Annotated in this window: 15 protein-coding genes; 13 read left to right on the top strand and 2 right to left on the bottom strand. The window is 38.8% G+C overall.

Features of this window, described 5'->3' with window-relative positions:
- The first annotated feature begins 38 nt into the window (after positions 1–38).
- The 6 genes from HMPREF0493_RS01505 to HMPREF0493_RS01480 all read left to right on the top strand — a co-directional run bounded on the left by HMPREF0493_RS01505 (position 39) and on the right by HMPREF0493_RS01480 (position 7,699).
- Positions 39–260 carry a YneF family protein gene (locus tag HMPREF0493_RS01505; RefSeq protein ID WP_006351485.1) on the top strand — a complete coding sequence of 74 codons (222 nt, stop codon included), beginning with the start codon at positions 39–41 and terminating at the stop codon, positions 258–260.
- Between the two features lie 81 nt (positions 261–341).
- On the top strand, positions 342–2,105 hold the full coding sequence (locus tag HMPREF0493_RS01500) for an ABC transporter ATP-binding protein (protein WP_006351484.1): 1,764 nt from the start codon (positions 342–344) through the stop codon (positions 2,103–2,105).
- The gene (locus HMPREF0493_RS01495; RefSeq protein WP_006351483.1) at positions 2,098–3,897 is read left to right on the top strand and encodes an ABC transporter ATP-binding protein; all 1,800 of its coding nucleotides are present in this window, start codon (positions 2,098–2,100) and stop codon (positions 3,895–3,897) included. The genes HMPREF0493_RS01500 and HMPREF0493_RS01495 overlap by 8 nt, the downstream gene beginning before the upstream one ends.
- 10 nt (positions 3,898–3,907) lie before the next feature.
- On the top strand, positions 3,908–5,848 hold the full coding sequence (locus tag HMPREF0493_RS01490; RefSeq protein ID WP_006351482.1) for a M13 family metallopeptidase: 1,941 nt from the start codon (positions 3,908–3,910) through the stop codon (positions 5,846–5,848).
- An 87-nt stretch (positions 5,849–5,935) separates the two neighbouring features.
- Positions 5,936–7,114, top strand: a complete 1,179-nt coding sequence (locus HMPREF0493_RS01485) for an SAM-dependent methyltransferase (protein ID WP_006351481.1) — start codon at positions 5,936–5,938, stop codon at positions 7,112–7,114.
- Between the two features lie 144 nt (positions 7,115–7,258).
- Complete coding sequence (locus HMPREF0493_RS01480; RefSeq protein ID WP_006351480.1) at positions 7,259–7,699, top strand: hypothetical protein; 441 nt, start codon at positions 7,259–7,261, stop codon at positions 7,697–7,699.
- Positions 7,700–7,733: 34 nt separating this feature from the next.
- On the opposite strand, the gene HMPREF0493_RS08930 is transcribed toward HMPREF0493_RS01480, so the two are convergent.
- Positions 7,734–7,895, bottom strand: coding sequence for a DUF805 domain-containing protein (locus tag HMPREF0493_RS08930; protein ID WP_006351479.1), 162 nt, complete (start codon positions 7,893–7,895; stop codon positions 7,734–7,736).
- A 512-nt stretch (positions 7,896–8,407) separates the two neighbouring features.
- Between HMPREF0493_RS08930 and HMPREF0493_RS01475 the strand changes: the two genes are divergently transcribed.
- From HMPREF0493_RS01475 to HMPREF0493_RS01460, 4 genes are all read left to right on the top strand, one after another.
- Positions 8,408–9,151 (top strand): DUF4097 family beta strand repeat-containing protein, encoded by a 744-nt coding sequence (locus HMPREF0493_RS01475; RefSeq protein WP_006351478.1) that lies wholly within the window; start codon positions 8,408–8,410, stop codon positions 9,149–9,151.
- A 150-nt stretch (positions 9,152–9,301) separates the two neighbouring features.
- Entirely contained in the window at positions 9,302–9,625 is a 324-nt protein-coding gene (locus tag HMPREF0493_RS01470) for a hypothetical protein (RefSeq protein WP_040456866.1), read from the top strand.
- A 22-nt stretch (positions 9,626–9,647) separates the two neighbouring features.
- The gene (locus HMPREF0493_RS01465) at positions 9,648–10,412 is read left to right on the top strand and encodes a nucleoside phosphorylase (RefSeq protein WP_006351476.1); all 765 of its coding nucleotides are present in this window, start codon (positions 9,648–9,650) and stop codon (positions 10,410–10,412) included.
- A gap of 140 nt (positions 10,413–10,552) precedes the next feature.
- Positions 10,553–10,945, top strand: a complete 393-nt coding sequence (locus HMPREF0493_RS01460) for a hypothetical protein (RefSeq protein WP_006351475.1) — start codon at positions 10,553–10,555, stop codon at positions 10,943–10,945.
- On the opposite strand, the gene HMPREF0493_RS01455 is transcribed toward HMPREF0493_RS01460, so the two are convergent.
- The gene (locus HMPREF0493_RS01455; protein ID WP_006351474.1) at positions 10,930–11,544 is read right to left on the bottom strand and encodes a lysophospholipid acyltransferase family protein; all 615 of its coding nucleotides are present in this window, start codon (positions 11,542–11,544) and stop codon (positions 10,930–10,932) included. The two genes, HMPREF0493_RS01460 and HMPREF0493_RS01455, sit on opposite strands and share 16 nt — an antisense overlap.
- Before the next feature lie 61 nt (positions 11,545–11,605).
- Here HMPREF0493_RS01455 and HMPREF0493_RS01450 point away from each other — a divergent pair, with 61 nt between their 5' ends.
- The 3 genes from HMPREF0493_RS01450 (at position 11,606) to tsf (ending at position 14,636) form a co-directional block, all read left to right on the top strand.
- Entirely contained in the window at positions 11,606–12,637 is a 1,032-nt protein-coding gene (locus HMPREF0493_RS01450; protein WP_006351473.1) for a GIY-YIG nuclease family protein, read from the top strand.
- A 158-nt stretch (positions 12,638–12,795) separates the two neighbouring features.
- Positions 12,796–13,572, top strand: a complete 777-nt coding sequence (gene rpsB, locus HMPREF0493_RS01445) for a 30S ribosomal protein S2 (RefSeq protein ID WP_006351472.1) — start codon at positions 12,796–12,798, stop codon at positions 13,570–13,572.
- A gap of 38 nt (positions 13,573–13,610) precedes the next feature.
- Positions 13,611–14,636: a translation elongation factor Ts gene (gene tsf, locus HMPREF0493_RS01440; RefSeq protein ID WP_006351471.1), complete on the top strand. Its 1,026-nt coding sequence runs from the start codon at positions 13,611–13,613 to the stop codon at positions 14,634–14,636.
- Positions 14,637–14,661 lie beyond the last annotated feature (25 nt).

Here is a 14,661-nt window from a genome sequence, read left to right as displayed (position 1 = left end):
AGATATATTCTGTTAGTTAATTGGAGGGTTTTTAAATTATGAATTTAGGTTTAGCAATTGTTTTAATTATTGTTGCTCTTGGTATCGGATTAATTGGTGGTTTTTACGGTGCTAGAACTTATATGAAGAAGTATTTCCAAGATAATCCTCCAATCAATGAAGATATGATCGTTGCAATGATGTCACAAATGGGACAAAAGCCTTCTACTAAAAAGGTTAAAAAAGTGATGAGTATGATGAAGCATCAACAACGTAAATAATATATATCTTTATAGAATAAGTTTACAAAGGACGAAGGATTACCTTTGTCTTTTTCTTTTTGTTTAAGAAAGGGTGAAATAATGGGAGTTTTTAAGAAATTGGGCTGGTTCTTCAAAAAGGAGAAGAAACGATACATTTTAGGGATCATTTTTCTAGCCTTGACTTCTTTTGCCAACTTGGTTCCGCCAAGAGTTTTAGGTTTGATGGCCGATCAGCTGGATAAAGGTCATATTACTTGGAAACAATATGGCGTCCTGGTTTTAGCAGTTTTGGCCGGGGCCGTTGTCTTGTACTTGCTGCGGTATTTCTGGCGCAAGCAAATTTGGGGTGGTGCCGCAGAACTGGAACGGCAAATGCGCTCAAGACTGTTTCGCCATTTTATGATCATGGACAGAACATTTTACCAGCGTCACCGAATTGGTGATTTGATGGCCCACGCGACCAACGACGTATCTGCGATCCAAAACGTTGCCGGCGATGGCGTTTTGACTTTGGTCGATTCACTGATGATGGGCTTGTCGACGATGATTGCCATGATTATTTTCGTTGACTTTCGTTTGACGATTGTAGCTATGCTGCCACTGCCGTTCTTGGCCTGGGGTGCGCAAAAATTAGGTCAGCATTTGCATGCGGCTTTCGATCAGTCTCAGGCTGCCTTTTCAAAATTAAATAATAAAACTCAGGAGTCAGTCACCGGGATTAAGGTTTTGAAAACGTTCAATCAAGGTAAAGAGGATACGGCTGCTTTTGATAAAATGGTCGATCAAACTATTAAAATCAATCGCAGAGTCTTTATTTGGGATTCGCTGTTTGATCCATTAGGTACGATAATTATCGGTTTAACATATACAATCACGATCATTTATGGCGGGTTGCTTGTTAAAAACAAAATTTTGTCAGTAGGGCAACTAGTTTCATTTATTGCCTACATCAGCAATATGGTCTGGCCGATGTTTGCGATCGGCTACTTGTTCAACATTCTTGAACGGGGAAGCGCAAGCTATGATCGTGTTGAAAAATTGCTAAAAGAAAAGCCGCTCATTACCGACCAAAAGGCCGATGATTCATTGACGGCAGAAGATATCCATGGTGATTTGCAATATGACGTTAAATCTTTTGCTTATCCTGATGAAAAAGATGTCGAAGTTTTACATAATATCAAGTTTACGCTGAAAACCGGTCAAACTTTGGGACTGGTTGGCCGCGTTGGTTCCGGCAAGACGACGATTATTCAATTGCTGTTGCGTGAATTCGATAATTATGATGGCAAAATTACGCTTAATGGTCACGATATTCGTGAGATTCCGCTCAACGTTCTGCTCAGACAGATTTCTTACGTACCGCAAAATAACTATCTCTTTTCTACCAGTATTCAAAACAATATTGCTTTTGCAGAAAAGAATGCCGAAGACAATCAAATTATTGAAGCAGCAAAAAAGAGCGACCTGCATAACGACATTTTGCAAATGCCGCGTTCTTACAACACTTTAGTTGGTGAAAACGGCGTGTCGCTCTCTGGTGGACAAAAACAGAGAATGTCGATCGCGCGGGCACTTTTAAAACAGAGCCAGATTTTGATCATGGATGACGCCTTGTCAGCGGTTGATGCCAAAACTGAAACAGAGATTTTGCATGCATTGCGCAAGGAGCGTAACGGCAAGACAACTTTAATTGCAGCTCACCGTTTGACTTCAGTCATGAACGCGGATCTGATTTTGGTCTTAAAAGATGGAAAGATTGTTGAACGCGGAACCCATGACCAGTTGTTGGCTAATAACGGCTGGTATGCTGAGATGTGGCGCAGACAGGAATTAGAAGAAAAAGTGGTTGAAAAGCATGAATAATGAAGATGAGTTCAAATCAGTCTGGTCAGAAGCCATCCCAGTCAAAGAACAGATCGTTATTTTTAAACGTTTAATGAAATTCGTTATGATTTTCAAACGGGAAATGCTGGTAGCTGTTATCGGTGCGTTTTTGGTTAGTGTCATCAATATGGCGTTACCATTTGGTCTGCAATACTTTTTGGATCACTTTTTGTTAAAACAAACTGAAACCGTGCAAATTATTTTATTTGCGGGATTCTTGTATGCTTTAGGTTCATTATTAAAAGCGTTTTTGCAGTTTGCTTATGAATTTTGTTTTTCTTTAGGTTCTGAAAAGTCGCTGGAACAAATTCGGAAGGTACTTTATCGCAAGCTTCATAGTTTGGGGATGCGTTACTTTGATCAAACGCCAGCAGGCTCAATTGTTTCGCGGGTTACCAATGATACGATGACTTTGAGCAACTTCTTGACGGTGCTGTCAAGCGTCGTGATTTCCTTCTTCTCAGTTGTTTCAGCTTTAGTGGCCATGTTTTTAACTAATAAAACCGCTGGCTTCCTAATGTTGGTGTTCTTGCCGATTTTGCTGTTGATTATTTGGCTTTATGCTTATCAAAGTTCCAAACTCTACCGCAATTATCGTGAACGATTGAGCCGCATCAACACGAACCTGAATGAATCGCTTGAAGGCGTATCTTTGATTCAGCAGTTTAAGCAAGAAAAAAGAATGACAAATGAGTTCGAGGATGAAAATGGCGGCTTGATGAATACCCGTTTCAACATGATCCGGATGAATTCACTGCTTTTGTCACCTCTGACTTCTATGCTTTATTCATTAGCTTTGGCTGTATCATTAATGTACTTTGGCTTTCCGCTTCACGATACCTTCGTGCCAGCCGGTGTTGTTTACGCTTTTTCACAATATATTTCACAATTCTTTAACCCTATTTCAACCATGATGGATCAAATGACGCTGTTCCAGGATGGGATTGTTGCGGGTAAAAGAATTTTCAGAATCCTTGATGATACGCAATATGAACCACAGCAGCAGACTCAGGAAGGTTTAACAATTGCAAAAGGAAAAATTGAATTCAAGCACGTTTCATTCTCTTATGATGGCAAAAACGAGATTTTGCATGATATTACCTTTACCGTCAATCCCGGAGAAACGCTTGGAATCGTCGGTCATACGGGTTCAGGCAAAAGTTCCATCATCAATGTTATGATGCGCTTTTATGAATTTTATAAGGGACAAATTTTAATCGACGGCGTGGATATTAAAAAATATCCTAAAGAAGAGCTGCGCAAAAAGCTTGGACTTGTTTTGCAAGAACCATTTATGTTCTATGGCGATATCAATTCTAATATTCGCTTGTACAATCAAAAGATCACAGATGAACAAATCAAAGAGGCTGCTAAGGCTGTTCAAGCCGACCGTTTTATTGAAAAAATGCCGGGCAAGTATCATGCTAAGGTTATTGAAGGCGGCTCTGAATTAAGTCAAGGCGAGCGGCAACTGATTTCATTTGCTCGTACTTTGGTCACCGATCCAAAGGTTTTGGTTTTAGACGAAGCGACAGCTAACGTTGATACTGAAACGGAAACAATGATTCAGGAAGGACTTAAGCGTCTGCGTAAAGGCAGAACTACTTTGGCTATTGCTCACCGTTTGTCGACGATTGCAGATGCCGATCAAATTATTGTTTTGGATAAAGGTCGTATCATTGAAAAAGGTACGCATGAAGAACTGTTAGCCAAAAAGGGCTACTACTACAATTTGTACAATTTGCAAAATGGTGCGCATAGGGAAAAATAGGAGGTTTTGAATGAAAACTATTGCAAAAATACGTGGCGGTGTCGGTGATTTGACTAAGCCCGACATTTCAGCTCGTCCGCAAGACAATCTATATTTGGCGGTAAATTCTAAGTGGCAAAAAGATGCCAAGATTCCAGCCGACCGAACTGAAATTGGTGTTAACACTGATATCGATATGAAGATCGAAAAGAAATTGATGCATGATTTTGATCAAATTGCCTCTGGAAAAGAAAAAATGCCAGACGTTAAGTATTTTGACAAAGCAATTAAGCTGTATCAGATTGCCAAGAACTTTAAGAAACGCGATCAAGACGGGGCAGAACCAATTAAGACTGATTTAAACAAACTAATTGCACTTAAAGATTTTGCTGAGTTTAACAAAGAAGCAGTCAAAATTGACGAATTTGCTGGATTGCCATTTGGCTTTGACGTGGAAGCCGATATGAAAAACACCAAGGTTCATGTTTTGGAATTTGGTGGTCCAGGCACTTTTTTACCAGACACAACAAGCTATCAACAAGATGATGCCAAAAAGCTTTTGGAAATTTTGAAGAAGCAAACCATCAAACTGTTGACAATGGCCGGAGTTGATGAGGAAAAAGCTGAAAATTATGTCGATCAGGCTTCAAAATTCGATGCTAAACTTGCCAAAGTTGTTAAATCTACTGAAGAGTGGGCGGATTATCCAGCTGCATATAATCCATATTCAATGTCCGACTTTTTGGCTAAGTTAAAATCATTTGATATGAAGGGATTTTTGGAAGAACTTATCCCTCAGCTGCCAGATCGTGTAATTGTTTTAGAGCCAAGATTTTTAGATCATGTAGAAGAATTGATCAATGCTGATAATTTTGAAGAGATTAAAGGCTGGATGATCACCAAGTTTATCAATGGTGCGGCTGGTTCACTTTCACAAGAATTTCGTGAAGCGGCATTTCCGTTTAGTCAAGCCTTGAGTGGACAAGGAGAATTGACACCGCAAGATCGTCATGCTTATTACACGGCTAATGGAAGCTTCGATGAAGTTATCGGTATTTACTACGGCAAGAAGTATTTTGGTGAAAAAGCCAAGGCTGATGTTACCGATATGATTCACCGGATGATCAAAGTTTATGAAGAGCGAATTCAAGATAACGATTGGCTGTCTGATGAAACTAAGAAGAAAGCTATCGTCAAGCTTCGTGCATTGGTTTTTAAGATTGGCTATCCGGATAAGATTGAAAAAATTTATGATTTGCTGCAAGTTGATCCCCAAAAGAGCCTTTATGAAAATGAAAAGGCAATGGGAAAAACGCTTGAAAAGTACAGTTTAAGCAAATTAACTGAACCGGTTGATCGTTCCGTATGGCTAATGCCAGGTAACTTGAACAACGCTTGTTACGACCCACAGAGAAACGATATTACATTCCCAGCCGCAATTTTGCAGAAGCCGTTTTATGACTTGCACCAGTCCCGTAGTCAAAATTATGGTGGGATCGGTGCAACGATTGCTCATGAAATTTCTCATGCTTTTGACAACAATGGGGCAAAATTCGATGAGTTCGGCAATATGAAGAATTGGTGGACTGACGCAGATTTCAGGGAATTCAATAAACGGACTCAGGCAGCAATTGACATTTATGACGGCTTGCAATATGGCCCTGCTAAGCTAAACGGAAAGCAAATCGTTTCAGAAAATATTGCTGATTTAGGTGGCCTTACTTGCGCAATCCAAGCTAATAAGGCAGAAGGCGGCAACATGAAGGAACTATTTGAGAATTACGCTCGTTCTTGGGCACAAAAGCAGCGTCCTGAAGCAATCAAGACCGAAATTGCGACCGACGTTCATGCACCGCAACCTACCAGAGTGAATATTCCTTCACAATGTCAGGATGAATTTTATGAAGCTTTCGATGTTAAGAAAACTGATGGAATGTGGCTTGATCCGGATAAACGCGTAACGATTTGGTAAGCCATACTAAGAAACTCATGTCAATCATGAGTTTCTTTTTATTTAGTGTTAAAATAACCCTAAGGTTTATTTATGGAGGGAACTTAATTGTTAGAAAAAACTTTTTACAAGATGATGCTCAGTAAATCCTTCCCGTTCCCAGTTAAAGTCACTTATTGGGATGGTAAGAGTGAAGTATACGGCAATGGCACACCAGAAATTGAGATTGTCTTTAATGAAAAAATTCCAATTTCAGCAATTACCAAAAACGCTTCACTTACGTTAGGTGAAGGCTACATGGACAAGAAGATCGAAATTCATGGTGACATCCAAAAGTTGATCATGGGTGCTTATGAAAGTGCTGATTCATTCATGCGTTCTTCAAAATTCCGCAAGTTTATTCCAAAAACAAAGCATACGGAAAAGCAAAGTGAAGAGGATGTTCAAAGTCACTATGACATTGGTAATGACTTCTACAAGTTATGGCTTGATCCAACCATGACTTATTCATGTGCTTACTTTGAAGATGGCAATACTGACGATCTTGAAAAAGCACAAATTGCAAAAGTTCACCATATTTTGAACAAGCTTCATCCGGAAAAGGGCAAGACCTTGCTTGATATTGGCTGTGGCTGGGGTACTTTGATGCTCACAGCAGCTAAAGAATATGGCTTGAAGGTAACCGGCGTTACTTTGAGTGAAGAACAATACAAGCTGGTTCAAAAACGTATTTATGATGATGGCTTAGAAGATGTTGCTGAAGTCAAACTCGAAGACTACCGTGAATTAGGTGATCAAAAGTGGGATTATATCACTTCAGTAGGGATGTTCGAACACGTAGGTTCAGAAAACTTACCTGAATACTTTGCCGACGTATACAAGCACTTGAACCGAGATGGTGTTGCGCTGATTCACGGAATCACCCGTCAACAAGGTGGTGCCACCAACGCTTGGATTAACAAGTACATCTTCCCAGGTGGTTATATTCCAGGTTTGCAAGAGATTGTCGGCGACATTGTTGGCAGTGGTTTGCAAATTGCTGATATGGAAACTCTTCGTCGTCACTACCAAAGAACTTTGGAAATTTGGGACAAGAACTTCAATAATGCTCGTGAACAAATTCAAGATAAGATGGGCGAAAGATTTACTCGGATGTGGGACATGTATTTGAATGCTTGTGCTGCTTCATTTGAATCAGGCAATATTGATGTTATTCAGTATTTGTTGACTAAGGGCCCATCTGGTAAGAACTTGCCAATGACTAGAAATTACATGCTTGAAAAATAGTATTTTGATTAAAATGAAAAAACGTTGAATGCAATATTCAACGTTTTTTGTTGCTTGCTTATTATTTTTCTATGTTGGTTGTATAATTGGAAGATAATTAGGCAAAGAGCGATAAACGAGTTTTGAAAAAATAAAGGAGATCTAATGTTAAAAGACCAACGTAAATTTGATGAACTAGGACAAAAATTATTTATGAAGGGTGTCTTGCAAGATTTTGAACAAAAACACGGTCCAATCAAAGGAAGAATGATGGTTACGGAGGGCAAGATTCCACCAGAAATGTTGACTAAGCTTCAACCAGAATTAGTTAAAAATCCTAACTGGATCGTTGTGGAAGGCAGCTTCGACTTCTCTAATTACATGATTGGAATGGTAATTGGCTTGAATCCAGTTCAGTCATTGGCAAATGGCTGGTTGATCCCTCAGTTGAATCATTCTGGAGTTAAACTAAGTCAAAATTGGCAGGAATTGTTTATGGAAAAAGTAATGGACAAGATTGATGATAATGGTCATATTGATTTGCCAATTTATAGTTGGATTTCAGACAAGAGCGGTCTTACTTTAACTGATAAAGAAGATAAATAAAAAACGAAAGAGCTTAAATATGCTCTTTCGTTTTTTATTCAGTATATAAATATGATCCCCATCTTACTGGTTCTTCAACTGTTGGCAAGATTAAAAAGTATAAAATGAACAGCCAACCAAGCGGAATAAGATCAAGCCAAAGCCACCAGCCTGAATGATTAGTTTCATGCAATCTTCTTACTGCAGATCCAAGCAAACCTAAATTTACCCAAATTCCAATAAAAAAAGAATAATCAAAATCAGGAAAAGCAAAGCACTTGACGAACTGAATGAATAGCCATTGTTAAAGCTGCTGAAAGGAGCGACAGTAAAGATCGCGATGATCGTTAAGATAATGTCTAGAATTGCAGTTGCCGCATAGCTGACCCAAAATTCTTTACGTGTGCTGCGTGCGCTCCAATTAAAAGGATTTAAAAACAGATTTTTAAGGATTTGTGATACTGCGGGAGTAGGATGCTGCTCTCTGATTCTTGATATGGTTTTTCGTAATAATTTGCCATTTTTTACTCTCTTTTTTTATTTACTTAGCATTATAGAATAAAACTTATGATAAAATACGAAATTTAAAATAAATTTTGTAGCAAATATGTTTATTTTTTGTCTTTAAATTATAAAGGAAAATGTGTTGAAAATTAAAATAATGGGAGTAAAATTAAAATAAAATAAAAGTAACCTATTATTTGTTTAAGAATGTAGGAGTGAAGCCTTATGTTTTTCACAAAAGCTAAAAAGGATGACGACGATATCAAAACTATCGACCAAGTGCTGTCTAATGATAGTTTTGACGCCTTAAGAGTCGATTTTAAAAGCTTAAATTTGGAAGTAAAAGCAGGTAATAAATTTGAAATTAAATATCATGGATCAGAATATAAAAAGCCGGAAATTGACGAAGATGACGGCGTAATGAACGTTAAGGAACCTGACGTCCGTGACAAAGAAATTAAGCGTTGGGAGAAGGGCTTTTTCAAAATTGAAGTTCACAGCAGTCATGATGGGGAGGTAACCATTACTTTGCCCCAGGAAACTGAATTGGAGCAGTTTGACCTGCACATGATGAGTGGAAATGTGCGCATGAAACAATTTGCAATCAATGATCTGCAAGTGGAGTCGATGAGCGGCAATTTGGATGGAAAAACTTTGAAACTGGGAACAATCGATATTTCTGTTACTTCCGGCAATATCAACCTTGATGAGGTCAGAGCAAAAGCTGGTGAAATTAGCCTAACCAGTGGCGATTTTAGACTAGAAAACAGCCGAGTATCTGACAAGTTGGAAGTGTCAACGGTTTCCGGCGATAACTTAGTTAAAAACATTCAAGTAGGACGCTGTCATCTGTCCACTGTTTCAGGCAATAACCGTATTTTCGGCAAAAAGTCTAAAGAAGCTGAGATTAGCGGCAATGCCAGTTTGCTAAAAATGGCGACAGTCTCAGGTGATAATACGGTAGAATAAAAACTAAAGCTAGAAAGAATTATTTAATGTTAACTTTGGTTTCTATTCAAGGAGGGCACTGGTTTTTACCGGTTCTGATTTTAATTTTTTGACTATTTTTTGAATCAGTATGCTGCCAAAAAAGAATTAACGTCCTTAAGAAAAATAATAATGCTGGTTCAAGCAGTGCTTTTCCTAGCGATTGTCGTTTTAATTTGGATAATTTACTGCAAAGGCAGGACAAGCCTGACAACTGCAATTTTTGTTACTGCTATCATTGCGTTAGGGATGTTTAATAGTTGCCTTTTTGAACTAAAACAGCTTTTAGGAGCAAAATATTTTGGAATAAAAATAGCCTTTGACATCCTGATCATGCTTATCATTGCCGGCGTTATTTTGACCTGGTGGAATTTCAGCCTAGTATCATGGATTATCGCTATTCTTTTGTTAGCAGTAACTGTCTTGATCGATTACGCTTGTCAAAAAAGCAGATAGTTTTTAAAAAAGGAGTGAGCTTATGTCAGAGGAACCTTTTATTTTAGACTTTGATGCTAATCAGCATGCGGTACTTGAACCGGATCATGATCAACTGCCATATCACTTTCATTCAAGACTGCTGTATGCTTTTGTTCCTAAAGAAAATATTGATCGTTTTCTTGATGAAGTGCCTCATAAAGTACTTGGAACTTTTGACACCATTTCTTTTCAACCGTCAATTTATGAAATCAATCTTGATGGTCAACTGCTGACCCTGTGTCAAGCTCCTTTAGGAGCGCCCGCTGCTACGCAGCTGCTTGATTGGCTGATTTCATATGGTGTTAAGCAAGCTCTTGCTTTTGGCAATGCCGGTGCACTAGTTGATTTGCCTGAAAACACTTTGCTTATTCCAACTCGCGCAATTCGCGACGAAGGCACGTCTTTCCATTATGCTGCGACTGGCAATATAATTAATCTGCAACTGGATTTTATTAAAAAGATTGAAAAAGGCGTGCACAAGCTGAATTTTAAATTTGATGAGATTACTACTTGGACTACTGTTTTCAGAGAAACGCCTAAGAAAGTAGCTCAGTTTAAGCAGTTAGGTGCGGCTACAGTCGAAATGGAATGTTCAGCTCTAGCAGCATGTGCGGAGTTTAGAAAGGTGGACTTTGCCCAATTGCTTTTTACAGCTGACTTTTTAGCTAAGATTGATGATTATGACGAACGCAATTGGGGCGATCAATCGCATAATTTAGGCCTAGAAATTGGTTCCAGAGTCCTAGCGATGATTGCAGAAAAATAAAAGACTGGCATTAGCTTTAAATTTTTGATAGAACAGTTTAGTAACATTTTAATAAAAGCGCGTATAAGTGAATCAGCACGTCCATTAATTTGGACGTGCTGTTTTTGCATCTAAGGAGGAATTTTTTAATGTAGTTTTACATGAAGTTACCAAGAAATTTAACTGAGAAAGCAATTTTTATGGCGATCGTTTCGCTCATTTCAGTGAACATTCTCGGGTCGGTTATTTCAATGATGGAAATCGGCTTTAACTTCAAAAACTACATCTTAATTTTGCATATTTTGCCATTTATTTGGCTGGCAGTTATTGCTTCTGTTTTGATTGCTGAAAAGCCTGCTGCCTTCTTGAAGAATCAGCTGGTTTATAAAGATGACAGTTTTAGTTCTCAAATCATGGTTAAGGTTATTTTTGACGTTTTGATCATTTCATTTTTAATGACAATTGTTGGTTCATGGATTGGCAATGACCACATCAGCATGTATCCGATCGTTAATTTGCCGAAAATCTGGCCACGGAATTATTTAGCAACATAATGGAAATCAGGATTTTGTTCTTTGTCTAGCTTATTCCAAGCATCCTGCATGATCTGATCATATTTGGCTTCATTTTCATGAGTCATCTTAGTTCTGCGATCGATGTAGATTGGATCGCCAAAGCAGATTTCCATCGGTTTTCTCTTAAGCACACCCTTAAAAGTAAGCGGACCTTGATAGACGACAGGTACCAATGGCTTTTTAGAAAGCTTGGCAATTACTAATGCACCGCTCTTAAGTTCTGAAGAATGTCTTGTTCCTGATGGAAAAATGATTAATGAAAGTTTGCCTGCTTTTAATCCCTTAACCGGAATTTTGAGGACTGATGGTCCGGGATGTTTACGGTCTACAGGAAAAGCATGTGCGTGATTTAAGATAAAACGCAGGACTGGGTTTTTAAACAGTTCAATTTTGGCCATAAACATAAATTCCATAGGACTGGCTGCTAGTGCGAACATGATTGGCTCCCACCAAGTGCGGTGCGGCGCAACCAAAATGTAGTTGCCACTTGGAATCCGTTCTTTATGATGAACATGCAGGTGACCATTCAATACCCAAACGATGAAACGAACAATGGGTCTAACGAAACGATAAAACATAAATTTCCTCCAATTTGTTGTAAGATATTATAGCAAGAAAAAGCGAGAGGTTAAAATTTTTATGGTAAAACTTGGCAAAAACGAACGCATCGACTATATGTACAGTGAAAATTTAAGAATTGTTCAGGATAAAACGGCTTTTAGCTTTTCATCGGATACGCTTTTTCTAGCTTATTGGGCTAAAAATGCAATATATGATAGATATAAAGTCGCAGACTTATGTTCTGGCAATTGCGCGGCAACGATGTATATGGCCTATTTTAATCGGGCAAAATATGATGCAATCGAGATTCAGGATGAAGCATATTCACAGGCTGTTCGCTCGATTGAACTGAATAAAATGGAAAACAGAATTACCGTTCACCAAGATAATGTATTGAATGCGCCTAAATTTTTACGCAAAGATTCTTATGATGTTGTCACCGTCAATCCGCCATATTTTAAGGTGCCAAAAGGACATGAAGTTAATCCTGATCGCAAAAAGGCAATTGCCCGCCATGAGATTTTGATCAATCTGGAACAAATTATTGAAGTTGCAAGCGGTCTTCTGAAAATGAAGGGCAAGATGTTCATGGTGCACAGACCAGAGCGTCTGGGTGAAATCTGCTATTACTGCATGAAGCATGATATGAGTGTTAAAATGGTACAGCCTTTTGTCTCTCATCGCGGAGAAGATGCAAACCTGATCATCGTTGAAGCAGTTAAGCACACGGCAACAGACGGAACTGTGATTAAAGATGCGATTGAAGTTCATGATCAAAATGGAGAGTATAAGCCAGCCTTGCAGAGAATATTGCTAGAAACAAAAGAAAATCGCGAAAAGCATGATAATGCGGGCAAATATTTCTTTTATGTTTTAAAATGCAATGATGGCAGTTTTTATGGTGGTTTTACCAATGACTTAGCTCATCGTCTAAAAATGCATAATAGTGGCAAAGGCGCAAAGTATACAAAGTCACGCCGGCCAGTTAAAATTATTTATCATGAGCAATTTGATGATAAGCGTTTAGCTTTGAAAAGAGAGCATTGGTTTAAGCATCATACGAGAAACTGGAAAGAACAGTTTTTAAAAGAGCATAATGTTAAATATTAACCTTGCATTGACGCTAAAACTTTAGTATGATGTTCAAGTATGCTGTGTTGGCATGCATAAAACACATCAAGAGCGATCGATATTATGGTGCCCAGAGGTAGTGGTCGAATATCGAATTGAACGCTTGAGAGGATTAAAACCACAGGAGGAATTATAATATGTCAGTTGTTACAATGAAGCAATTGCTTGAAGCTGGTGTCCACTTCGGTCACCAAACTCGTCGTTGGAACCCAAAGATGGCTCCTTACATTTTCACTCAAAGAAATGGTATCTATATCATTGACTTGCAAAAGACTATCAAGATGTTAGACGATGCCTACAACTTTGTTAAGAGCGTAGCTCAAGAAGGCGGCGTATTCTTATTCGTAGGTACTAAGAAGCAAGCTCAAGATTCGATTGCTGAAGAAGCAACCCGTTGTGGTCAATACTACGTTAACCAACGTTGGTTAGGTGGTACTTTAACTAACTGGACTACTATTCAAAGCCGTGTTAAGAGATTAAAGCAATTGAAGGAAATGTCACAAGACGGTACCTTTGATGTACTTCCAAAGAAGGAAGCTGCACTTTTGACTAAGGAAATGAACAAGCTTGAAAGATTCTTAGGTGGTATCGAAGATATGCCAAGAATCCCAGATGTATTGTTCGTAGTAGATCCTAAGAAGGAAAAGATCGCTGTTCACGAAGCTAACATTTTGGGTATCCCAGTTGTAGCTATGGTTGACACCAACACTGACCCAACTCCAATTGATGTAATCATTCCATCAAATGACGACGCTATTCGTGCTATCCGTTTGATCGTCGGTGCAATGGCAGATGCTATTGTTGAAGGTCAACAAGGCCAAGACGACGACAAGAACTCCGTTGAAGTAGGCTTCAAGGAAGACGCTGACGGTAAAGACAAAGTCGTTGGTGCTGAAGAACACAAAGAAGACTAGTTTTTACTGTTATTAGTTCTATTTAGGAGGACTTTTCAATGGCACAAATTACTGCAAAGCAAGTTAAAGAATTACGCGAACGTACCGGTGCCGGCGTTATGGACGCCAAGAAAGCATTGGTAGAAGTTGACGGTGACATGGACAAGGCAATTGAATACCTTCACGACAAGGGCATGGCTAAGGCTGAAAAGAAGGCTGACCGTGTTGCTGCTGAAGGGTTGACTGGTATTTATGTTGCTGGCAATGTAGCAGCTTTGACCGAAATTAACTCAGAAACTGACTTCGTTTCTCAAAACGCTAAGTTTGTTAACTTGGTAAAAGATGTTACTAAGACAATTGCAGAAGGTGATCCTGCAAATGTTGAAGAAGCTTATAACCTAAAGATGGCTGATGGCAACACTTTGTCACAAGCATTTGTAGATGCTACTGCTACTATTGGTGAAAAGATTGTTTTACGTCGTTTTGCCTTAGAAAAAAAGAATGATGACCAAGAATTTGGTACTTACCAACACAACGGTGGCCAAATCGGTGTTATCACTGTTTTGGAGGGCGCAGATGCTGCTACTGCTAAGCACTTGGCTATGCACATCGCTGCTATGAATCCTAAGGTTATTTCACCAGATGAATTAGATGATGATTTCATTACTGAACAATTAGCCTTGATGAACCACAAGATTGATCAAGACAATGAAAGTCATGCTTTAGTTCATAAGAAGCCATTGCCACATCTTGTTTATGGTTCAGAAAAGCAATTAACTGATGATGTTTTAGCTAAGGCTAAGGAAGACATCAAGGCTGAACTTAAAGAAGAAGGCAAGCCAGAAAAGATTTGGGACAGAATCATTCCTGGTAAGATGCAACGCTTTATTGATGACAATACTCAAGTTGATAAGCAATTCGCAGTTTTGTCACAAGATTACATCATGGACGACAGCAAGACTGTTGGCGAATTCTTGAAGGATAAGGGTGCTAAGTTAGTTGCCTTTACTCGTTACGAAGTCGGCGAAGGTATCGAAAAGAAACAAGAAGACTTTGCTGAAGAAGTTCGCGAACAAATGAAGTAATAAAATACAAAAGGGAGGACGATGT

The sequence above is a fragment of the Lactobacillus amylolyticus DSM 11664 genome (assembly GCF_000178475.1).
Classification (GTDB): domain Bacteria; phylum Bacillota; class Bacilli; order Lactobacillales; family Lactobacillaceae; genus Lactobacillus; species Lactobacillus amylolyticus.
Note: the sequence above shows the minus strand (reverse complement) of the source record. Positions and strands in the feature narration are given on the sequence as shown.

Excerpts from the sequence above, each read along its gene's own strand:
- HMPREF0493_RS01505 (WP_006351485.1), top strand. The coding sequence starts at position 39 with ATGAATTTAGGTTTAGCAATTGTTTTAATTATTGTTGCTCTTGGTATC.
- HMPREF0493_RS01500 (WP_006351484.1), top strand. The coding sequence starts at position 342 with ATGGGAGTTTTTAAGAAATTGGGCTGGTTCTTCAAAAAGGAGAAGAAA.
- HMPREF0493_RS01495 (WP_006351483.1), top strand. The coding sequence starts at position 2,098 with ATGAATAATGAAGATGAGTTCAAATCAGTCTGGTCAGAAGCCATCCCA.
- HMPREF0493_RS01490 (WP_006351482.1), top strand. The coding sequence starts at position 3,908 with ATGAAAACTATTGCAAAAATACGTGGCGGTGTCGGTGATTTGACTAAG.
- HMPREF0493_RS01480 (WP_006351480.1), top strand. The coding sequence starts at position 7,259 with ATGTTAAAAGACCAACGTAAATTTGATGAACTAGGACAAAAATTATTT.
- HMPREF0493_RS01475 (WP_006351478.1), top strand. The coding sequence starts at position 8,408 with ATGTTTTTCACAAAAGCTAAAAAGGATGACGACGATATCAAAACTATC.
- HMPREF0493_RS01470 (WP_040456866.1), top strand. The coding sequence starts at position 9,302 with ATGCTGGTTCAAGCAGTGCTTTTCCTAGCGATTGTCGTTTTAATTTGG.
- HMPREF0493_RS01465 (WP_006351476.1), top strand. The coding sequence starts at position 9,648 with ATGTCAGAGGAACCTTTTATTTTAGACTTTGATGCTAATCAGCATGCG.
- HMPREF0493_RS01460 (WP_006351475.1), top strand. The coding sequence starts at position 10,553 with ATGAAGTTACCAAGAAATTTAACTGAGAAAGCAATTTTTATGGCGATC.
- HMPREF0493_RS01455 (WP_006351474.1), bottom strand. The coding sequence starts at position 11,544 with ATGTTTTATCGTTTCGTTAGACCCATTGTTCGTTTCATCGTTTGGGTA.
- HMPREF0493_RS01450 (WP_006351473.1), top strand. The coding sequence starts at position 11,606 with ATGGTAAAACTTGGCAAAAACGAACGCATCGACTATATGTACAGTGAA.
- rpsB (WP_006351472.1), top strand. The coding sequence starts at position 12,796 with ATGTCAGTTGTTACAATGAAGCAATTGCTTGAAGCTGGTGTCCACTTC.
- tsf (WP_006351471.1), top strand. The coding sequence starts at position 13,611 with ATGGCACAAATTACTGCAAAGCAAGTTAAAGAATTACGCGAACGTACC.